Annotated in this window: 17 protein-coding genes and 1 tRNA gene; 8 read left to right on the top strand and 10 right to left on the bottom strand. The window is 68.8% G+C overall.

The genetic code is table 11. From position 1 onward, the window contains the following. Nucleotides 1-3: 3 nt before the first annotated feature. The 4 genes from HMPREF0975_RS02285 (at nucleotide 4) to HMPREF0975_RS02270 (ending at nucleotide 3,360) form a co-directional block, all read left to right on the top strand. A complete protein-coding gene (locus HMPREF0975_RS02285; protein ID WP_009232499.1) occupies nucleotides 4-870 on the top strand; it encodes a PTS system mannose/fructose/sorbose family transporter subunit IID in 867 nt (288 codons plus the stop codon). Between the two features lie 209 nt (nucleotides 871-1,079). Next, the gene (locus HMPREF0975_RS02280; protein ID WP_009232498.1) at nucleotides 1,080-1,859 is read left to right on the top strand and encodes an HAD-IIB family hydrolase; all 780 of its coding nucleotides are present in this window, start codon (nucleotides 1,080-1,082) and stop codon (nucleotides 1,857-1,859) included. Beyond that, entirely contained in the window at nucleotides 1,856-2,455 is a 600-nt protein-coding gene (locus HMPREF0975_RS02275) for a hypothetical protein (RefSeq protein ID WP_009232497.1), read from the top strand. The genes HMPREF0975_RS02280 and HMPREF0975_RS02275 overlap by 4 nt, the downstream gene beginning before the upstream one ends. 62 nt (nucleotides 2,456-2,517) lie before the next feature. Next, nucleotides 2,518-3,360 (top strand): HAD-IIB family hydrolase, encoded by an 843-nt coding sequence (locus HMPREF0975_RS02270; protein WP_009232496.1) that lies wholly within the window; start codon nucleotides 2,518-2,520, stop codon nucleotides 3,358-3,360. Between the two features lie 99 nt (nucleotides 3,361-3,459). Here the strand turns inward: HMPREF0975_RS02270 and HMPREF0975_RS02265 are convergent, their stop codons facing one another. Together HMPREF0975_RS02265 and HMPREF0975_RS02260 are read right to left on the bottom strand one after the other, a co-directional pair. Then, nucleotides 3,460-3,906, bottom strand: a complete 447-nt coding sequence (locus HMPREF0975_RS02265) for a GNAT family N-acetyltransferase (RefSeq protein WP_009232495.1) — start codon at nucleotides 3,904-3,906, stop codon at nucleotides 3,460-3,462. Nucleotides 3,907-4,064: 158 nt separating this feature from the next. Continuing rightward, the gene (locus tag HMPREF0975_RS02260; RefSeq protein ID WP_009232494.1) at nucleotides 4,065-5,438 is read right to left on the bottom strand and encodes a serpin family protein; all 1,374 of its coding nucleotides are present in this window, start codon (nucleotides 5,436-5,438) and stop codon (nucleotides 4,065-4,067) included. A gap of 300 nt (nucleotides 5,439-5,738) precedes the next feature. Between HMPREF0975_RS02260 and HMPREF0975_RS02255 the strand changes: the two genes are divergently transcribed. Next, on the top strand, nucleotides 5,739-7,103 hold the full coding sequence (locus HMPREF0975_RS02255) for a methyl-accepting chemotaxis protein (RefSeq protein WP_009232493.1): 1,365 nt from the start codon (nucleotides 5,739-5,741) through the stop codon (nucleotides 7,101-7,103). Nucleotides 7,104-7,141: 38 nt separating this feature from the next. Here the strand turns inward: HMPREF0975_RS02255 and HMPREF0975_RS02250 are convergent, their stop codons facing one another. From HMPREF0975_RS02250 to HMPREF0975_RS02235, 4 genes are all read right to left on the bottom strand, one after another. Further along, nucleotides 7,142-8,383, bottom strand: a complete 1,242-nt coding sequence (locus tag HMPREF0975_RS02250; protein ID WP_009232492.1) for a methyltransferase domain-containing protein — start codon at nucleotides 8,381-8,383, stop codon at nucleotides 7,142-7,144. Nucleotides 8,384-8,462: 79 nt separating this feature from the next. Beyond that, nucleotides 8,463-8,538, bottom strand: a tRNA-Thr gene (locus HMPREF0975_RS02245). Between the two features lie 135 nt (nucleotides 8,539-8,673). Then, a complete protein-coding gene (locus HMPREF0975_RS02240) occupies nucleotides 8,674-9,621 on the bottom strand; it encodes a DsbA family protein (RefSeq protein WP_009232491.1) in 948 nt (315 codons plus the stop codon). Between the two features lie 200 nt (nucleotides 9,622-9,821). Further along, nucleotides 9,822-11,876: a serine/threonine protein kinase gene (locus HMPREF0975_RS02235; RefSeq protein WP_049939347.1), complete on the bottom strand. Its 2,055-nt coding sequence runs from the start codon at nucleotides 11,874-11,876 to the stop codon at nucleotides 9,822-9,824. Nucleotides 11,877-12,361: 485 nt separating this feature from the next. Here HMPREF0975_RS02235 and HMPREF0975_RS02230 point away from each other — a divergent pair, with 485 nt between their 5' ends. The 3 genes from HMPREF0975_RS02230 to HMPREF0975_RS02220 all read left to right on the top strand — a co-directional run bounded on the left by HMPREF0975_RS02230 (nucleotide 12,362) and on the right by HMPREF0975_RS02220 (nucleotide 15,794). Next, nucleotides 12,362-13,489 (top strand): ABC transporter ATP-binding protein, encoded by a 1,128-nt coding sequence (locus tag HMPREF0975_RS02230; protein ID WP_009232489.1) that lies wholly within the window; start codon nucleotides 12,362-12,364, stop codon nucleotides 13,487-13,489. 257 nt (nucleotides 13,490-13,746) lie between these two features. Then, nucleotides 13,747-15,120: a DUF4032 domain-containing protein gene (locus HMPREF0975_RS02225; RefSeq protein WP_009232488.1), complete on the top strand. Its 1,374-nt coding sequence runs from the start codon at nucleotides 13,747-13,749 to the stop codon at nucleotides 15,118-15,120. Nucleotides 15,121-15,437: 317 nt separating this feature from the next. Then, nucleotides 15,438-15,794 (top strand): hypothetical protein, encoded by a 357-nt coding sequence (locus HMPREF0975_RS02220; protein ID WP_009232487.1) that lies wholly within the window; start codon nucleotides 15,438-15,440, stop codon nucleotides 15,792-15,794. 66 nt (nucleotides 15,795-15,860) lie between these two features. On the opposite strand, the gene HMPREF0975_RS02215 is transcribed toward HMPREF0975_RS02220, so the two are convergent. From HMPREF0975_RS02215 to ispF, 4 genes are all read right to left on the bottom strand, one after another. Then, nucleotides 15,861-17,102 carry a hypothetical protein gene (locus HMPREF0975_RS02215; RefSeq protein WP_009232486.1) on the bottom strand — a complete coding sequence of 414 codons (1,242 nt, stop codon included), beginning with the start codon at nucleotides 17,100-17,102 and terminating at the stop codon, nucleotides 15,861-15,863. 102 nt (nucleotides 17,103-17,204) lie between these two features. Continuing rightward, a complete protein-coding gene (gene rlmB / locus HMPREF0975_RS02210) occupies nucleotides 17,205-18,206 on the bottom strand; it encodes a 23S rRNA (guanosine(2251)-2'-O)-methyltransferase RlmB (protein WP_009232485.1) in 1,002 nt (333 codons plus the stop codon). A gap of 98 nt (nucleotides 18,207-18,304) precedes the next feature. Beyond that, a complete protein-coding gene (gene cysS, locus HMPREF0975_RS02205) occupies nucleotides 18,305-19,921 on the bottom strand; it encodes a cysteine--tRNA ligase (protein WP_009232484.1) in 1,617 nt (538 codons plus the stop codon). A gap of 67 nt (nucleotides 19,922-19,988) precedes the next feature. Beyond that, nucleotides 19,989-20,499: 2-C-methyl-D-erythritol 2,4-cyclodiphosphate synthase (ispF, locus tag HMPREF0975_RS02200; protein WP_009232483.1), on the bottom strand; the 511-nt coding region annotated here is incomplete at its 5' end.

Genomic DNA, 20,499 nt, shown 5'->3' with positions numbered 1-20,499 from the left:
CTGATGACTACTGAAACCGCTCCGGCCACATCGGAGAAGATGCTCAACAACCGCGATCTCATGCGGATGTACTGGCGCTCCACCTTCCTGCTCGGCTCCTTCAACTTCGAGCGCATGCAGGCCATGGGCTTCTGCTACACGCTCATGCCGGCCATCCGGAAGGTCTACCGCGGCGACAAGGCCGCCCAGGCGGCCGCCCTCAAGCGGCACCTGGAGTTCTACAACACCCACCCCTGGGCCTCCTCGGTCATCTTCGGCGTCACTGCCGCCATGGAGGAGCAGAAGTCCAAGGGCGAGGACATTGGTGAGGACGCCATCACCAACGTCAAGATCGGCCTCATGGGGCCGGTTGCCGGTATCGGCGACCCCATCTTCTGGGGCACCGCCCGCCCCGTCCTGGCGGCCCTGGGCGCGTCGTTGGCTCTCAACGGCTCCTTCTTAGGCCCACTGCTGTTCTTCGTCGGCATCAACGTCCTGCGCGTTCTCACCCGCTGGTACGGTCTGAAGGTTGGTTACGAGCGGGGGACCACCCTGGTCACCGAGGTCGGCGGCGGCCAGCTCAAGAAGATCACCCAGATGGCCGCGATCATGGGTCTGTTCGTCATGGGCGCGCTGGTGTCGCAGTGGACCAAGATCTATTTCCCGCTGGTGGTCTCCAAGGTCGAAGACCGAGAGACTCATATCGTCACAACGACGACCCTTCAGGACGTCCTCAACCAGTTGCTGCCCGGCCTGGCGGCGCTGGGGCTCACCTTCCTGTGCATGTGGCTGCTCAATAAGAAGGTCAACGCCCTGTGGATCATCCTGGGCATGTTCGTCATCGGCATCCTGGGGCGCTGGGCCCACGTCCTGGGAGTGCCGGGAGCCTGACAGCCCGCCTCACGCCACTCGCCACGGAGCGGGGAAGACCCGGATAGGGGCTTCCCCGCTCCACGCGCTCGGTAGAATGCGCGGGGCTCCCGCCGGATTTCCCAGCCGCCACCAACGCCCCATCGTGACCGCCTGACGTCGTCTCCCAGCTCTCGCCCCCACCCCGACTGCCAGCGCCCTCCGCACCCCTCCAGCAGCAAGGAACCAGTGTGACCCGACTCCTCGTCACCGACCTGGACGCCACCATTGTCTTCGACCGCTCCGTTTCCCCGGTCGACCGCGAGGCCATGGCCAGCTGGCGGAGCGCCGGCAACCTCCTGGCCATCGACACCGGCAAGTCTTCCTTCGCCACCCGCGATGTCCTTGCGCCCCTGGGCGTCGATTTCGACTATGGCGTCGTCTTCACTGGAGCGGTCCTCATCGACGGCGACTATCAGGTCCTCTCCGCCCGCTACCTGCCCGACGGCGTCGCCCGGGACGTGGCGACCCGCACCGTCGACCTGCCGGGGGTGACCACCTACGCCACCACCATCGAGACCGACTACATCCTGGCCGACAACAACGACGAGATCTCCCCGATCCTGGCGGTCTTCGAGAACATGACCCTGGAGGAGATGGACTCCCACCGCTTCATCGGCGTACCCCTGCGCGTCACCGATGATGCCCTGCGTGATCGCCTCTATCGAGATCTCACCCAGCGCTGGGAGGGTGTTCTGGACTGCCACCGCAACCAGGAGTTCCTCGATTTCGTGCCCGCCGGCGCCACCAAGGGCGCGGGCCTGCGAGCTCTCCTGGAGGGCCCCCTGGCGGGACGGGATATCGAGGTGTGGACCATCGGCGACTCCTGGAACGACCTGGACATGCACGCCGTCGCCGACCACGCCGTCGCCCTGCCCTGGTCGCCTCCGGAGGTGACGGCCGCCTGCGAGACGACCGCGGGCTCCGTGGCAGAGCTCATCACCGCGATCCTGGAAGGCGACTGTGCATGAGCGACAACAGCAAGATGAACAGCCGGAAGCCGCTCGGCACCCGGGTACGCGACTGGTTCAACGGCGGCGACCCCGACGGGCGCGCCAAGATCCGCACCTGGGCCACCGGGGAGGACGGGCGCTGGCGCGGCTACACCCACTCCGTGGGCAAATACGTCACCTGGCTCATGGTCATCGCCTGCGTCCTCTACCCCTTCACCCGGGGGATCGGTTCGATCCTGGCCCTGATCCTGGCCATCTTCCTCATGGGCGGACGGGCCATGATCGAGCGCCAGGTGCGCCGCGACGTCTCCGACCTGGAAGAGGCCAAGAAGCAATACGGACTCACCCGCAACCCCGAGTACCTGCAGTTCATGATCCTGCGCGCCGAGGGCCTGCTCGAGGACAACAAGATCCTCACCCCCGACTCCCGCTCGCTCCTGGAGAACTACACGCAGTGGGCCCGTGAGCGCCAGCAACGTGAGGACAAGAAGCAGGCCAAGAAGGCCCGCAAGGCAAAGAAGAAGGCCCGCCGGGAGTCCGCAGACCGGGAGATTGAGCAGTCTGCTGACGTGGCCGCCACGGATGAGGAGAATGAGTCTGCCGATGCCTCCTAGGCGGCTCCCCGATGCCTCCGAGGCCGCCGAAACCCGGCAGCACCCGACTGAAAGGACTCCCTATGCCACGCAGGCTCATCTCCACCGACCTGGATGGCACCATCGTCTTCAACGGGACGATTCCGCTGCGCGACCGCGAGGCCATGGCCCGGTGGCGGGCTGCGGGCAACCTCCTGGTCATCAATACGGGCAGGTCGGTCTCGGCGCTGGAGCACGTCGTGGTGCCTATGGGCCTGGAGTTCGACAATGCCATCCTCTACACGGGCGCCGTCATTGTGGACGAGGACATCAGGGTGCGCCGCTCGACGGCCCTGCCGCCCGGCGTCGTTGAGGACATCCTCGACTTCGTCGAAGGGGCTCCTGGCGTCGCCGTGTTCACAACCGGGCTGGACGAGGATCTGCTCATCTACGACACGATCGGCTCCGGATCCGATCTGCTCACCCTGTTCCGCCCGGCTACCCGGCGCGACCTGGACGGGCGCGAGGTCATCGGTGTGCCGATGCGCTTCACCGACCCGGAGATAGCCTCCCGCACCGAGACTTACCTGCGCCGGCGCTGGGACGGGCAGGCGGTGGGATTCCGCAACCAGGACTTCATCGACGTCGTTTCCGCCTCCGCCTCCAAGGGTGCGGGCCTCAGGCAGCTGGTGGCGAGCCTCAGCGAACCGCCTGCCCAGGACCCTGCCGGTGACGTTGCCAGTGACTCCGCCGGCGTTTCAGAACCGGCCGAGCCCATTGAGACCTGGTCCATCGGGGACTCCTGGAACGACATCACCATGCACCAGGCCGCCGACCACGCCTACGCCCTGCCGTGGTCGCCGCCGGAGGTGGTGGAGCAGTGCGACGGCACGGTCTCCAGCCTGGCTGATCTCATCGACTCCCTCCTGGGGCGCCCGACCGCCTAGGCCCCGCACATCGACAAAATCTTCACAAATGACGCGGAGCCGTGTCGTCTGTGAAGATTTTGTCGAAGTGTGGTGGTGGGAAGGGGCCGTGGGGGCCGCTCAGGCCTGGGCGTAGCGGTAGACGTTGGTCTCCCGCAGCTCGAAGCCGGCGCGGCGGTAGAGGCGGTTGGCGGCCTCGCGCGAAGGACGCGAGGTGAGGTCCACGGTACGTGCCCCCATCTTCCCGGCGTACTCGACGGCGGCCTCCACGAGGGCCTGGCCGGCGCCCTGGCCGCGGGCCTCGCTGTCGACGACGACATCCTCCACCCAGGCGCGCAGGCCCGTGGGGATCGTGAAGGTCGCCAGTGTGAGCATGCCTAGGATAGGGGCGTTCCGGCCGGAGTCGGCCTCGGGGCGGAAGACGAAGAGGAAGACCCCCTCCTGGGCGATGAAGGCCTCGCACTGCTCGGCGCTCAGCGCCGGGGCACTACGGGAGAGCTGCGGGATGAGGCGCTCCATGGCCTCGACGATCTCCGGGCTGGAGGCGGTGACGAGCTCGACGGTCATGAGGAGTTCTCCTGCTGGTTGAAAAGAGGCGGCGGACCGAGACGGGGCGCTCCCGCAACGGCTTCCTGTCAGCCCTGGAGCCTACCGTCTTGAGGAGCTCCGGGCGGTGAAGCGGCCCCACCGGCCGGAAGATTCGTATCGGGCGCCCTGCGTCGCGGTCAGGTCGAGGCGCCGATGGTCTTGACGGTGGGATCCATGACGGCGGCCTCCACCAGCGCGGTGTCGCTGGTCAGATCCCGCAATCGCAGCACGTAGGGGTGATCCACCGTGAACTCGATCGGCTTGTCCGGCTCTGGCGCCGCCATGACCGCCACCTCTCCCTCGCTCAGGGCTGCCGCGACCGTGCCCTCCTCGTCCAGGATGAGGCGCACCTGCTGGACCACGTGCGCCAGCGTGAGCCCGGGCGCGATCTTGTCCAGGCCCTCGGGCTTGAGCCCCTGCTTCTTCAGGAATTCGAGGAGCTCTTTGGGCTGGGAGGTGAGGTCCAGCTTGGGCAGGGCCAGTTTGACCTCTCGGGTTGTGGCGGAGTCGAGGGCTTTCGAGGCCGCCGCCCACGTTCCGGCATCCATGGAGGAGGGTAGGTTCCCGGAGTCGGGCAGGACGACGTCGAGGGTGAGCTGGGAGTCCTCGGGGGAAGCGTCGGCGTTGCTTCCCCCGCCGGAGTAGTTCAGGCGCACCGCTGCCCAGCCCTGCCCGGTGGCGTAGGGGATGGAACGGGTGTCGTGCATCAGATCGGCCTTGATGGTCTTGCCGTCGGCGAGCGTGAAGTTCTTCGGTGACGTGTCCTCGGCCTTGAAGGGAGAGGCCCATTGGGCTGCGAAGAGCAGGGCGTTCTGCACCACCAGGCGGGTGTCGCTCGTGACATTGATGCCGCTTTTCGGGATGAGGCCGGCCGTGTTGCGCGAGGCCCAGGCGTCGAGGTTCTTCTGCATCGAGTTCACGTTGATCTGCTCGATTTCGGCGGAGAACCAGCGCAGGACCGTATCGAGGTAGGACTGCTTGACTTGGAGGTCCTTCCTCTCGGCGATGAGGACGTGGTTGGCCAGGTGGACGAGCGGCTTGTCCGGGATCTTGTCGGGGTCGAAGCCCTTGAGGTCGCGGTCGTAGCGGTTCAGGGAGTTCTGGATGGCCGACCAGGCGCGGTCCCTCTCTTCGCCCGAGAGCCCCAGAAGCGCGTCATAGCCCTGGGCTGCGGCGTCCGTGGCACCGTCGGCCAGGATCGCTATGACGAAGGCGAGGCTGAGCGGGGAGGCCATCGCCGTGGTATCCGGAGCCTCCTTGAGGTAGTGGGCCAGGAGCCGACCGCCGAGCTGGTCGCAGGCGGAGGCCGCAGTGGTCACCTGCGAGGCGACCTCGGAGGGCGCCACCGTCTCATGAGCGGTCTTGGAGGTCAGCGCCTTCCCGGATGCCGACGAGCACGACCCCAGCAGCGCCGCGACCGCGGGGACGAGTGCGGCCAGTGTCAGCAGGTGACGGCGGGACGGACCGTGATGGTCGAACTCGGGCGGGTTCGTGGGCGGGAGTGGGGCCATGGGGACAGGCTAGGGACGTCTCCGGAGGCTGTCAGGGCATTGGCGGCGACACGGCATGGGGAAACATCCCCGATCGCGCGCCGGCTCCCTGCCGACCAGCCGCCTTCCGAACATCGTCCTACCGTCATCCACGACCGTTCGATCGACAGGGCGTGGCCGGATCCACTGTGATGCGTCGCCCCACCTGGTTCGGCCGCCCCGGACGTCGGTCGCGAGTAGGCTTCCGACTAAGGTCCTACGATAGCCCCGCAGGTGCTGACACTTCTTCCCGCTCCTGCCTCCGCCCCAGGAAGGTTACTCATGGTCGAGTCCGCCGCTCCCGTCGAGCACGTCTTCGCCGCCGACGAGCTCTTCTTCTCCACCACGGACTCCCACGGTCGCATCCGCCGCGCCAACTCCACCTTCATGCGCCTGTCCGGCTATCCACGCGGTGCCCTGGTGGGACGTGCCCACAACGTCGTCCGGCACGCGGACATGCCTGCCGGCCTGTTCCGCAGCATCTGGGAAGCGATCGAGGAGGGACGGGCCGCCAGCGCCTACATCACCAACCGCTCCTCCGATGACGGCTGCTACCGCGTTTTCGCTACGATCGTTCCCTCCGGATCCGGCTACCTGTCTGTGCGCACGCTGCCGATGCTCACCGATCTGCGCGACGATGTCGAGGCCGCCTACGCCCGGGTCCGCGAGGTCGAGGAGGCCTCGGCCGCGGCCGGCTCGACGCGCCGGGAGGTGGCCGCGGCGGGGCAGGCCGCCCTCTTGGCCGAACTGCGGGCCCTGGGCTACGCCGACACCATCGACTTCACCCGCCGGGTGCTGGTCGCCGAGGTCGGCGAGCTCCTGGCCCACGGTGTCGGCATCCCCGACAGTCCGCAGGCCGGCGGCCCCGTTGCCCGGATCCTGGCCGCCATGAGCCGTATCGAGTCCGAGACCGCCGGGCTCGTCAGCATCCTCAAGGAGGGGCAGCGGCTCGTCGACCTCCTGGGGAAGCGGGCCGGTGAGATCGGGGCCCTCTCGGTCCGTCTGGGCGCCCTGCGCGAGGCCATGCGGGCCGTCAGCGCGGATGTCGCGGTCCTCGGGCAGGGACAGCGGGCCGACGACGTCGCCGAGCGCTGTCAGCAGGTCGACGCCCTGGTTCTGGAGTGCTGCGAGCAGCTTCACCCGCTGCGCAGTCAGATCGAGGAGCTGCGCGGAGACCTGGACTCGGCAAGCTTCCGCGTCGCCCTGGCCCGCCTGCACAACCTGGCGGCCGGGCTCTTCGCCCTCCAGATCATCGAGGGTGAGGACGAGGTTGACGCCTACGACGCCGTCGGCAGCCTCAAGGAGCTGTGCACGGCGCTGGGCGACGGCGCCGACACCCTGACCGAGCGCGTGGCCCTCCTGGATGCGCGCCGCGAGCTAGTGGGCGGTGAGCTGGACCTCGTGGCCGAGGACCTCGGCGTTATTCAGGGCCCGATCCTGGAACTGGTGGAGGCGGCTGCGGCCGCCGGCGCCGGGCGGGCCGACTCCGTGGCCGCCGCGCGCGCTCTGGTCGACCAGGGCTTCGCCGAGGCCCGGGATCTGGCCGACCTGGCCGTGCGTGTGCGCGATCTGGAGGTCCCCTACGAGGCCGAAGCCATCAACACCTGCCTGGCCGACGTGCGCGCCGCCCTGGACGAGCTCGAGTAGCCGGCTGCCACAGCCCCCTCGGGGCGCGTCGACGCGAGCTAGCTGCGGACCAGCTCGACGAGCACCTCGGCGTGGTCGGTGTGCGGGAACATGTCGAACAGGCGGGCCCGCACCACGCGCATCGAGGGCAGGTGTGCCAGATCCGCCGTCAATGTGCGGGGGTTGCAGGAGGAGTAGAGCACGCGTTCCACACCTGAGGCCTCGATCCGAGTGGCCAGCTGCTCCCCGATCCCGCGTCGGGGCGGGTTGACTACGAGCAGGTCCGGCCGCTCTACCCCGGACACCCCCGAGGCGCTGCCGCCCGGTGCGGCCGGGTCCAGGACGCGGGCGTCACCGGCCTCGAAGCGCACGAGCGCAGGATCCAGCCCCATGAGGGCGGCGGCATCGCGCGCCCCGGTGATGGCCGGGGCCGAGACCTCCACCCCCAGGATCCGGCGGCCGGGCGCGGCCAGGGCCAGGGCGAATCCTCCGACGCCGCAGAACAGGTCCCATACCCGGGCCGGCTCGGACTCCCGGGCCCAGGCTCGGGCGGTGGCGTAGAGCGCCTCGGCCACCGCCGTATTCGTCTGGAAGAAGGAACGGGTGGGCAGGTAGAGCGGCAGCTCGACGTCGTCGGGGTGCCGCTGCCCGGACGGGGCGCCCGATTCCGACGACGGCAGACTCAGTCGCATGAGGAGCCGGTCCTCAGCGGTCAGGACGATCTCCTCGGGGCCCTCGATGACCGCCTGATGGATGCCCTGGATATTGACTCCGACCACCGCCAGTTGAGGCAGGCGGCGGCGCAAGTCGGTCATCGCAGCGCGCAGCTGGTCCAGGTGGCGCCGGGAACGTAGAACGAAACGCACCATGAGGTCGTCGTCGGGCGAGGCGGTCACCAGGACGTGCTTGAGCTCGCCGCGGCGCGCGGGCACGTCGTAGGGGCGCAGGTCCAGGTCGGTGATGAGATCTGCCAGGACCGGCAGGGCCGCCCCGATCGCCGGCACGTGCAGCGGGCAGGTGCGCAGGTCGACACCGTGGCCGGTGCCGTCGAGGATTCCCAAAGTGGGGCGGGCGGCGGTCCCGGCCACCGCCATCTTCGCCTTGTTGCGGAAGTGCTCCGGAGCACTTCCGACCGGCGGCTCCCATCGGTCGGCGGGGACGTGCTCGGCCAGCAGGGAGGAGACGCGCGACTGCTTGGCGGCCAGCTGGCTTAGCGGCGGCAGGGACAGGTGGGGGCAGGAGCGGCAGGTACCGGAGTCGTGGAGCGCGCACGGCGGCGCCTGCGGCGCGATCACCGACATGTCCCCTCCCGGTGGTGAGCTCGATGCCGGTCCTCGAGACGATGGCGGCGTCAGGACCTGGACGGCTGCGGCCGATGAGTGGAGCCGCTTGTCGGACTCGAACCGACGACCTGCTGTTTACAAGACAGCTGCTCTACCAACTGAGCTAAAGCGGCGTACGGCCGGCGAGGCGGCCGCAGGTGCGGGGGACAGTCTGGCACAGACCGACCCGGGGCGGGAAACCGACGAGTGCGAGCCTGCTCCGGTGTCGGGAGGAATCGTACGGGACCCGTGCGAGACGTGCGTTTGGCTCAGCCCTGCTCCGCCGTGCCCTCCTCGGCCCCTTGCTGCTCAGCGGGCTGCTCGGCCGGTTGTTCGGCCGGCTGCTGGGAGGGCTGCTGGGAAGGTTGCGCCGTCGGCGTGGTGCCGGTGACGAGCTCGGTCAGGGCCGTCGACGACTGCAGCTTGTTCAGGTCGACTTTCTCACCCTTGAAGAAGACGGACGGGGTGGCCTGGAGGCCCCTGTCGGCGAAGGCCTTGTCTCCGAGTGCGACCCAGTTCTTGTACTTGTTGGAGTCGATGGCGGCCTTGAATTTGGCGGATACCTCGGCGGGAACATTCACCTTGTTGGCGGCGGCGACCAGACCCTCGACGCTCATGTTGCTCTGGTTCTTGGTCTGTATGAACTGGGAGAAGATCTCGAAGGCGGCGCCGTGGAAGCTCAGCGATTGCGCCGGGGCCTCGTCGAGCACCACGCCCATGGCGTTCATGACCACGCTGGTCCACTCCTGGTCGAGGAGCTTGCAGGGGTGAAGGGCCAGGGTGATCTTCTTATCGCTCAGGAGCTGGTTGATCTCCTGGGTGTGAGTGCCCTCGAACTGGGCGCAGTGCGAGCAGGAGTAGTCGAAGTAGATGTCCAGAACGGGCGCGGAGGCGGCAATGGTGTCGAGTTTGTTGCCCTCCCCGTAGGTCCAGGAGGCGTCTGCCAGGACCTGCTTGGGGACACCGCTCTGGTCCGCCTTCTTGGTGGCCAGGCCCTTGCCCGCGGCCGGGAACTCCTTCTTGTTCCGGTTGACCGCCAGATAACCCAGGTAGCCCAGGCCGCCGGCCGCGGCCACTCCCGCGCCTCCGATGAAGCTGCGGCGGGCGATCGTGTTGCGGCGCGCACGGCGGGCCTCTGCCTCTCGCAGCTCCTTGGCCTTGAGACGTGCGGCCTCACGGCGCTGGGCCTTGGACGGGCGGGGCTGGTTAGTGGACAACTCGGTGCTCCTTGTGGTGCGTGGGCAAGCGGACGACGAAGAAGATGAATCATCAACGAGTCATAGCCATATCAGTGTCATTCTGCCCGACGAACCTGTTGGAAACCACGCCTGACGTCTGCCGCCAGCGGATTGTGACGCATCGGTCGTTGCGGGGCCGGTCCGGCCGAGCGCCCCGCTGCCGCGTCGGCCTGAGGGGCTTAGAAGGGGCTGAGAGAGGGGGAAGGAGCCAATCCCATGGCGCACAGGACGAAGGTGAAGAGGCCGATGAGCATGAGGCTCGTGCAGATGCTGTTTCGGCGCAGGGGATTGGTCGCGATCATGTTGGCGATGTGCGCCCCTCCGCGACGCGTGGGAGCCCCCCAGGGGATCAGCCATAGGGTCAGGAGATAAAGGGCTTCGGTCGACATGAAGAGCAAGGAGAGCGTGCTGGTGACGGTTACGGAGTAGGTGGTATCCGTGGTGACATCGACGAAGTTCCGGCCCACGAGATAGAAGTAGAGCATGCTCACGCTAAAGGCGAGGAGAGCGGCGAAACCAGTTGAGAACAGCGAGCGCAGCAGGTACCACGGCGTCGCCGCCCACATGAGAGAGGTGTCGGCCGGCGAGGTGGAGCCGCGCTGAAGCCGGTTCCAGCGCCGGGCGTCCTGGGCCCGGCCGACGGTGCCGGCCACCAGGGTCAGAATTGAGGCGAGGATGGCGGTCCACCCCGGTCTTATGATCCCCACGGTGGACAGCGTGAACCCGAGGATCAGGAGCATCAGCGGGCGCCGCTGCGGCTCCTGCGCCCACTCGGGCAGCTCTCCGGCGCGGGCGGGGACAGCCGAACGCTGAGCCCGAACCGGTTGGGCGCCGGTCATCATCGGCCCCGTCATCGCCCCTGCCGCTGGGCGGGCGGCGACCTGGGAGTAGCCGGGTTGAGCCGTCGTCGGGTGGTACCCCGAGTAGGGGAACATCGGTACCTGCCCGGATGGCGCGGGCCGTGGATAGGCCCCCGACGACGCCATGGGAGCGGGGCTTCCGACTCCGTACTGCATCGACTGCGCCGGGCCCGTCGGCATCGGGGAGCCGTTCCGGTACCACGACCGCGGTGGAATGGCGGGCGGGGGCTGAACCGAAGCGGCCGAGGACGCCGACGGCGCCGTCATGTAGCCGTATCCGCCGTCAGCGGCGGAGCCCGCCGAGACGGGGCTGCCGTAGGCGGCCGGAGAGGCCGAGGACGCACTGCCGGCGCTCTGCTGAATGCCGTAGCCGGTCGGAGCGATGCCGTAGCCCGGGATGTAGGTGCTCGTATTCGTCTCCGACTCGGCCGATTCGTCATCGGCCTCCGCCTCTTCCCCCTCCGCACCCAGGAGCCGGTCGACGGCCTCCTGACCGGTGCCGCCCTCGGCGATCTCATCGAGCACCTCCAGCAGGCCATCCGGGCCCAGTCGGTTCTCGACCTCCGGGGCGAGCGCCGCTGTGAAGGCCCGCGCCAGGGCCGGGTTCTCCTGTTCCAGGTCACCCAGTTCCGGGGTGCCCGCGTAGACGCGGCGGAAGACCACCTGCCACGCCCCCGAACCGAAGGGCGCCAGTCCGGTGACGGTGAACAGGAGCACGCCCGCGCAGGCGTACCAGTCGACGTCGGGGGTCGGTTCCCCGCCGTCGAGCATCTCCGGGGGAATGAAACCGGGCGTACCGGTGACCTGACCGGTCTGAGTGAGCCGGACGTCGTCGGCCACCTGGGCGATGCCGAAGTCGATAAGAACCGGGCCCTGGGCGCTGAGCATGACGTTGGAGGGCTTGAGGTCGCGGTGGATGACGCCGGCGGAGTGGACCGCGCGCAGCGAGTCGACCAGTCCGTGAGCCAGATCGGCCAGGTCTCGGGCGTCGGTGGTCAGGTCGTAGACGCCCTCGTGCTCCACCTCGTGCTGGAGGGTGGGGCCCTCGACGAGCTCGGTGATGACGAAGGTGATGCCCAGGGAGCCGTCCCCGGTCTCGATGTCCAGGATGCGGGCCACGCGCGTGTCCCTCACCCGGGCTAGGACGCTGGCCTCGCGGTCCAGGCGGCGCCGGGCCGTGGGGTCCGCGGCGATCTGGGGATGGAGGATCTTCATGGCCACGTGGCGGCCGCCCTCGTCGGCGGCCTCCCACACCACGCCCATTCCTCCGGCGCCCAGACGACGCAGAAGCCGGTAACCCCCCACCAGGGTTCCAGCGCGCAATTTGCTCAGGGTGACCGGTTCGCCCGGGTGCGCGTCGATGTTCTGCGTCATGGTCCCCACAGTACCGGGCTGTTTCAGCTCGTGGGTGCCCCTCACCTGTGGGGCTGTTCGCCCGACTGTGGGCCATATCGCGGGGAAAAGCCAGCGCTGGCGCCTATTCCCGGCGGTCGGGCGGCCCGCTGTCGGTGGAGGGGATGGGGAGGTCTACACCGACCGGAGTGTCGATACGGGCGGGCGGGCGAGCGGCATCGGGGGCGATGGGTGGGCGCGTCGGTCGACGCCGGCACCTCCCCGGCCGGCCGGCCGAGGTTCTGTCGGGGTTTCGTCGACCAGGTGGCGTCCTTTCGTCGCCATTTCCGGAAAAGATCACCCTGAAAGATTGCTATGAATCGCTGGCCAAACCGTGAAGGGTGTGTCAGTATGAACCCGTCCACGGTCGAATGACCGACCGCGGTACGTGTCAATGCGGACACGCATCGGCACCTTTCACGACGGATCGTCCGGCACGTACCTGCCGGTGAAGGGAAGCACCACCCATGGCAACTGTTACTTTCGAGAACGCCACGCGAATTTACCCGGGCAATGACCGCCCCAGTGTTGACGCTCTCAACCTCGAGATCGCCGATGGCGAGTTTCTCGTGCTCGTTGGCCCCTCCGGCTGCGGTAAGTCCACCTCTCTGCGCATGCTCGCGGGCCTGGAGGACGTCAACGCCGGTCGCATCCTCATTGGTGACCGCGACGTCACCGACGTTCAGCCCAAGGACCGTGACATCGCCATGGTCTTCCAGAACTACGCGCTCTACCCGCACATGACCGTCCACGACAACATGGGCTTTGCCCTGAAGATCGCGGGCACCCCCAAGGCCGAGATCGACAAGCGCGTGCGCGAGGCAGCCAAGATCCTGGGCCTGACCGAGTACCTGGACCGCAAGCCCAAGGCGCTCTCCGGAGGTCAGCGTCAGCGTGTGGCCATGGGCCGCGCCATCGTGCGCAAGCCCAAGGTCTTCCTCATGGATGAGCCGCTGTCCAACCTGGATGCCAAGCTCCGTGTCCAGACCCGCACCCAGATCGCCTCGCTCCAGCGCTCGCTGGGCGTTACTACGGTCTACGTCACCCACGACCAGACCGAGGCCCTCACCATGGGCGACCGCATCGCGGTCCTCAAGGACGGCGTGCTCCAGCAGGTCGGGACTCCGCGTGAGATGTACGACCACCCCGCCAACGAGTTCGTCGCCGGCTTCATCGGATCGCCGGCCATGAACCTGGGGCAGTTCACGGTCAAGGGCGACGTCGCCACCGTCGGCGCTGCCAAGATCCAGCTGTCCAAGGCGACCCTGGACGCCATCACCTCTGAGGACGGCGGCAAGGTGACCATCGGGTTCCGGCCCGAGTCGCTCGACGTCGTCTCCGCCCAGGACGAGCACTCCATCCCGGTGCGCCTGTCCTTCGTCGAGGAGCTGGGCTCCGATGCCTACATCTACGGCGAGCTCGTGGGTGCTGAGGAATCCGAGGCCAAGCTCGGCTCCGGTGAGGACTCCAGCCAGATCATCGTGCGCGTGCCCCCGCGTACCGCCCCCGAGCCGGGTGAGACCGTCTACGTGCGGATCCGCCCCGGTCAGGAGCACATCTTCTCCGCCTCCACCGGCAAGCGCTTGCCTTCCTGAGAATGCTGACGACGACGGCGCCGTTCCCCTCTGCGGGGCGGCGCCGCCGTCGTTCTCATCGAGGCGGGGTCGGACCCGCTGGGGGGATCGGATTGAGTGCAGTGTGCGGCCGGGGAACGGGACCGCGTCGTCGTCGGACGGCCCGGATGCGACTACCGTGCGGTAAGACCCGGATCCTCCTCGAGGCCCCTGAAGGGTGTGGGCCGCAGCTCACGCCTTGAAAGGCGAAGAGGCCTCTGTCCTGGAAGAATGAAGATATGCCCCAGTCCATGAAGATCACGGCAGCGACGATCGACCCGGCGCTGCTTGACCTCCCTTGGGAGACGGCGTTGGAGGAGTGGCCCGCCGAGGTCCTCGCCGCGCTGCCCCGCGGTCTATCCCGCCACATCGTGCGCTTCGTCAACCTCTCCGAACGCGTGATCGCGGTCAAGGAGATCGGCGAGTCCGTGGCGCATCGCGAGTACGAGCTCCTGCGCGACCTGGTGCGGCTGGGGGCGCCCTGCGTGCAGCCGACGGCGGTTATTACCGGCCGGCGCAGCTTGAGCGGTGAGGAGCTCAACTCGGTGCTCATCACCGAGCACCTGTCCTACTCCCTGCCCTACCGGGCCCTGTTCAGCCAGTACATGCGTCCCGAGACCGCGACCCGCCTCATCGACGCCCTCGCCGTCCTCCTGGTGCGCCTGCACCTGCTGGGTTTCTACTGGGGGGACGTGTCCCTGTCCAATACTCTCTTCCGCCGCGATGCCGGGGCCTTCGCCGCCTATCTCGTGGACGCCGAGACCGGTGAGCTCCACACTGAGGGGCTCACCGAGGGCAAGCGCCTCTACGACATCGATATCGCCCGCACCAATATCATCGGCGAACTCATGGACCTGCAGGCCGGCGCCCTGCTGGAACCGAGCGTGGATACCATCGAGGTCGGGGACCGGATCGTCAGCCGCTACACCGAGCTGTGGGAGGTCCTCACCGCCGAGGAGTCTTTCTCCATGGACGAGCGCTGGCGCCTGCGCCGCCGGGTCCAGAGGCTCAATGAGATGGGCTACGACGTCGCCGAGCTGACCATGAACACGGACTCCCAGGGCCGGCACATCACCATCCAGCCCAAGGTCGTCGACGCCGGCCACTACCACCGGCAGATCATGCGGCTGACCGGACTGGACGTTCAGGAGCGCCAGGGCCAGCGCATGCTCAACGACCTGGAGGCCTACCGGGCCATGTCCGGGCGCAGCGACGACCCCATCGAGATCGTGGCCCACGCCTGGCTGGCGGAGGTCTTCGAGCCCACCATCCACTCGGTCCCCATTGAGATGCGCCGCAAGCTCGAACCGGCGGAGATCTTCCACGAGATCCTCGAGCACCGCTGGTACATGTCCGAGGCGCAGAACCGCTACGTCACCACCCAGGAGGCGGTGGATGACTACGTGGCCACGGTGCTGCCCCAGCACCGCGACGAGCGGGCCTATCTCGGGGTGGGGGACACCCAGGAGATGGAGGCGGTCTCCTTCGACGACGTTGAGGAGCCGCTGCCCGAGGATGACGCCGAATTCGCGGCCCGCGACGAGCAGACGCTGGCCGACTACGAGGCCAACCCCTACGGATTCACCGCCGGCATGAAGTTCAAGGGGGAGTAAGGGGGACGCCAGTAGGGCACCAGGTTGGTGCGGGCATCTTCCACAATCGTGCGAGCCCTCGCCTTCTACCTTCCGGCCCGCTTACGGCAGTGCAGGTTCGGAGTTCGAGCCTCGGGCTACGAACACGCGCCCGGGGCCGCGATGGTGCCCGTGCGGTTGATAGCCTGGCTCTCGGGAGACTGGGGCGATAAGAAGGACCGCTTGAGAGACATGACCGGGGACAGTCCCGATTTTCACGCCCTCGCCGGGGGCGGACACCGGAGAACAGCGCCTTCATCGACCTGCACTTCGACCCCTCCGTATCGCCCCTGCTGAACATGACGGTGCCCTTCACGATCAACGGCCGGCAGTTCCGCCTGTCGCCGGGCCAATCCGTCAGGTTCGCCGTCCCGCCGGGGCTGGCGCAGGTCGTCCTTGCGCCGAACTTCGGCCGGCTATTCTACGATTCGATGCCACGACTCGATTTCGTGGTGCATACCGGCCAGACGGTGCCGGTGTTCTATCGGTATTCCACTTTCAGGCGCAACCCGGGATCGCTGACTTTCCAGAAGCTCGAGGGGCGCTCGCCCTCCGAGCAGAGAACTATCGACGAAATGAAGTACATAGTCGTCATTGCTCTTGGCATGGTGGTGGCGGCGATGGCGATCTCGTTCGCTTTGTCGCTCTGGTCCTGAACCGTCTGGGAATGTGAGAACCGGTCGACTCCGGGTGCTCCTCGGCGGGCCGCCCCCGCGCAGCCCTCAGGCGCCGAGCTCCTCGGCGACCAAGGCCATCTCCTCATCGGCGCGGCGGCGCAGCTCGCGGTGACGCGTCCAGGAGGCCAGAGATACCTCGGTGATGGCGTCCACCAGCAGGAAGGCGCCCACCGCCGCTATCCCGCCCGGAAGGCTCCCGGTCGAACGGCGACGGCGCACAGCGGCCCCCAGCAGCGCGCCACCCAGACCCGCCTCCACGAGCGCGGCGCCCCGCACCGCCCAGGGCTTGTCCGTCACGGTGCGCACATAGCCTTGCCAGAAGGCCGAACCCGGAGTGGAGGGATCGGCCAGCAGCAGGCCCACGCTGCGGCCCACGGCGTTGGACAGCCCGCGCGGCTCGTGCACGACGACGCCGGGGACCTCCACCGGGGCCAGACGGCCGGTGAGGACCTCCAACACCCAATCGGGTAGGCCCAGAGCCTGAAGCATGGCGGCGAAACCGTCAACGCCGGGCTGGACGATGGCGGCGGTCGCGGCCTCCAGGTCCGCACCCGGCACGGCGTCGACGATCCCTGAGGCGTCGGTCAGGTCCGCCAGGAGCTCGTCGACCAGGGACTTCAGGGCAGGCCCGGGCTCCTCGACCCCGCCCCACACGTAGCGCGACGTCATCCCCCAGGAGAAGACGGCGTCGTCCTCGGGGTCTCCGGTGGGGATGGCGCGGATCGACATGTCCTCGGCGTCGGAGGTCAGCACCAGCGCTGGCAGGGACTCCTCGTCCCAGCCGAAGGTACCCAGGTCCGTGCCCTCACCGGAGTACATGACGATGCGGCGGTCCAGGCTCGGTGCCGAGGCCACCGCCAGCGGACGCTCCAGCAGCGTGGCCTGCAGGGGCACCATGTAGGCGCTCATCGGGGAGACCACCACGGTGTGGGCGCTGGCCGAGCCGTGGTGGGAGACCACGGGCAGCTCGACGTCGTCGGGCAGGGCGTTGAAGGTGGCCGGGCCCACGGCGACATCGGCGGTGAACTCCCGGGCCAGGGACTCCACGAGTTCACTGACGCGCGGCCCGGGCACGACGCCCCCGCGCGAGGGCGGTGTTACCGCGACCCGGCCCTCGACGTCGGTCATGAGGGTGAGGCTGAGCAGGTGGGTGGTGGCCGGGAACCACTCCAGGCGCACGACCACTCCGCGCGCGGCGAAGGCGTCGGCGACGGCCTCCGGCGTCGTGCCCGGCGCGATGAGTACGCCGTCGGTGCGGTTCCAGCGCTGCGAAGCGTCCTGAGCCATGGGGACCTCCTGTGGATCGGATGGGGCCCATTGTGTCAGCAACGGGGCCATCATGGGGGAGTGTTTCAGTGAAGCCGGGTGCTAACAGCCGAATCGGCCGGCTCAGGAGGCGCTTCCGGCGGCGGCCCGGCGCCGCAGACGGTCGACCTCGTAGAGACTAATGCCCGTGGCCACGGCGGCGTTGAGGGATTCCACGCTGCGGCTGATCGGCACCGATGCCAGCACGTCACAGGTTTCGCGCACCAGGCGGGACAGGCCCGCGCCCTCCGCGCCGGTGACCAGCACCAGGGGGGAATCGGCCAAGGTGAGATCCTCGATATCGGTACTGCCCGCCCCGTCCAAGCCGACGACGAAGCAGCCCTCTTTCTTCAATTGCCCCAGGATGCGCACGAGGTTCGTCTCGCGGGCCACGCGCACCCGGGCGGCGGCGCCGGCGGAGACCTTCCAGACGGTGGCGTTGACGCCGACCGAGCGACGCTCGGGGATGATGACGCCGTCGGCACCGAAGGCGCCGGCGCTGCGCAGGACCGCGCCGAGGTTGTGGGGGTCGGTCACCTGGTCCAGGGCTACGAGCAGCGGCGTGCGGCCCAGCGAGCGGGCGCGCTCCAGCAGATCGCGGGCGGTGGTGTACTCGTAGGCCGGCACCTCAATGGCCACGCCCTGGTGGGCGGCGGAGTCGGTCAGGGCGTCCAGGTCCAGCTTGGTGGTCTCCAGCACCGGTGCGCCCAGCAGGGCGGCGCGGCGCACGACGGCGCCCAGGCGCTCATCGGACTGGGCGGAGACCGCCATGAAGACCCTCGTGATGGGCACCGAGGCGCGGGCGGCCTCGGCCACCGCGTTACGCCCGCACAGGATCTCGTGGCCCTCGGGCACCTCGAAGCGGCGCTTGAGCTTCTCGAGCTGCTTGGCCCGTGTGGGCTGGGCGGCGCGGGCCTCGGCCCGGGCCTTGGCCCGCGCCTTGGGATGGCCGACACGGTTCTCCGCGCGCGGGGTGGGTCCCCTGCCCTCCAGCCCCTTGCGACGCTGGCCGCCGGAGCCCTTCGTGGGGCCCTTCTTCGAGCCGGGGCGGCGCTTGGCGCCGGGGTACTGCTCGTTGCCGGGCATCCGGGCCTCCTGTTCGTGATGGTGTTGATATGCGTGCGGAGAAGAGAAGTATGCCGTGAGCCGGCGGACGGCGTAGCCGTCGGCGTGCGGGCTGGCGCTCAGGCCAGGTGCCAGCGGGCCCCCGAGGGGGAGTCCTCGACGACGACGCCGGCCCGGGTGAGCTTGTCCCGCAGGGCGTCGGCACGAGACCAGTCCTTGGCGGAGCGGGCCCGGGCCCGCTCGTCGAGGTCGTCCTGGATGAGCCGGTCGAGGGTCTCCATGGCGGCGCCGCCCTGGGAGGAGCCGACGCCGTCGAGCACGTGGGTGCGCCAGGGCTCGGCCAGCGGGTCCAGGCCCAGGACGTCGAGCTGGGCGCGCAGGTCCAGGGCCAAGCCGATCACAGCCCCGTGCGGGTCGGAGCCGACGTCCTCACCTCTGTCCGGGCTGGCCTCCGCATTAGCGAGGGCCACGTTGAGTGCCTTGAGGGTGGCGTGGACGACCGCCATGGCGCCGGCCAGGTTGAGGTCCTCGTCCATGGCGGCCGTGAACTCGGCCGGCAGCGGTCGGGTGCGCACCTGCTCAGCGGGGGCGTCGACGGGGTTCAGTCCTCCGTCGTTGCAGGACTCGTAGGCTCGCAGGATCGCACCGGACAGGCGCTCCCACAGGGCCTCGGCGTCGGCCAGGGTCTCCTCGGAGAACTCCACGGTGGAGCGGTGGTGGACGGTGCCCAGGGCAAGGCGCAGCACGGCGGCGTTGTAGCGCTTGAGCAGCTCGGCCACCACCAGGGAGTTGCCCAGCGACTTGCTCATCTTCTCGCCTTTGATGGTCACCCAGGCGTTGTGGACCCAGTGGCGTGCGAAGCCCCAGCCGGCGCCGTGGGACTGGGCTTGCTCGTTCTCGTGGTGCGGGAAGCGCAAGTCGATGCCGCCGCCGTGGATGTCGAAGGTCTCACCCAGGTAGCGGCGCGACATGGCCGAGCATTCCAGGTGCCAGCCGGGCCGGCCCCGGCCCCAGGGGGCGTCCCAGGCGGCGTCGGCCGGTTCGGAGGTCTTGGCTGCCTTCCACAGGGCGAAGTCGCGCGGGTCGTGCTTGTCGGCCTCGACGTCGTCGTCCAGCTGGGACTCGTCCTCGGTGGTGGCCAGGTCCTCCAGACGCTGGTTGGTGAGGGACCCGTAGCCGGGCAACGAGCGCACGTCGTAGTAGACGTTGCCGGACTCGCCGATGTAGGCGTGGCCGGCGTCCAGCAGGCGCTGGACCAGGTCGATCATCTCGGGGATGTGGCCGGTGGCGCGAGGCTCATAGGTGGGGGCCGCCACGCCCAGGGCCCGGTAGGCGGCGTCGAACTCCCGCTCGAAGCGCTGAGCCCAGGCCCACCACGGCACCGGCGGCTCGGCCGCGGCCGACTTGGTGAGGATCTTGTCGTCGATGTCCGTGACATTGCGGATGAGGCGGACCTCCTGACCGCCGCGCTCCAGCCAGCGGCGCAGGACGTCGAAGGCGATGCCGCTGCGCATGTGGCCGATGTGGGGCGAGCCCTGGACAGTGGCACCGCACAGGTAGATCGTCACCAGCCCGGGTGTGGCCGTGGGGGCCAGCGGCAGGACCGCCCGGGCGGTGGAGTCATACAGGCGCAGAGCCGGTTCACCGGGTGCGCTTACGGGCGCCGAGGGCGCCGGGGTCGACGTCGGGGACTGTGAGGCGGCGGACTTCAAGGGCTCAGTGGGTGTGGTGCTCACGGAGACAGGCTACCTGGCCGCCCGCCTGCGGTGCCCATTGAATCTTTGCGTCCCCGTGCCCGACGGATCAATCGCGGCCGGCGTCCCAGGGCGTCGGGTAGACCAGGGCAGTGGCGATGGCGAGCAGTCCCTCGCCACGACCTGGGAAACCCAGATGGTCAGTGGTGGTCGCGGTGAAGGAAACCCGGGCTGAGGCGGCCTCCGACAGGGCTTGGGAGGCCTCGGCGGCGCGGGCGGCCACACGCGGGCGCTCGCCCACGAGCTGGACGGCGATATTGCCGATCTCGAAGCCGGCCTCACGCACGCGGCGGGCGGCCTCGCCCAGGAGGGCGGCCCCGGAGGCGCCCTTCCACTGCGGCTCGGCGGTGCCGAAATTCGAGCCCATGTCGCCCAGGCCGGCGGCGGAGAACAGGGCGTCGCAGCAGGCGTGGGCGACGACGTCGCCGTCGGAGTGGCCGACCAGGCCCACCTCCCCGGGCCACTCCAGGCAGGCCAGGCGCATGGGGACGGCCGAGCCGTCCGAATCGGGGGCGGCGAAGGCGTGGACGTCGGTGCCGATGCCGGTGCGGGGCAAGTAC

Origin of the sequence: Actinomyces sp. oral taxon 849 str. F0330 (genome assembly GCF_000239715.1) — a bacterium.
Taxonomy (GTDB): Bacteria; Actinomycetota; Actinomycetes; order Actinomycetales; family Actinomycetaceae; genus Actinomyces; species Actinomyces johnsonii.
This window is presented reverse-complemented; position numbering and strand designations above follow the sequence as displayed.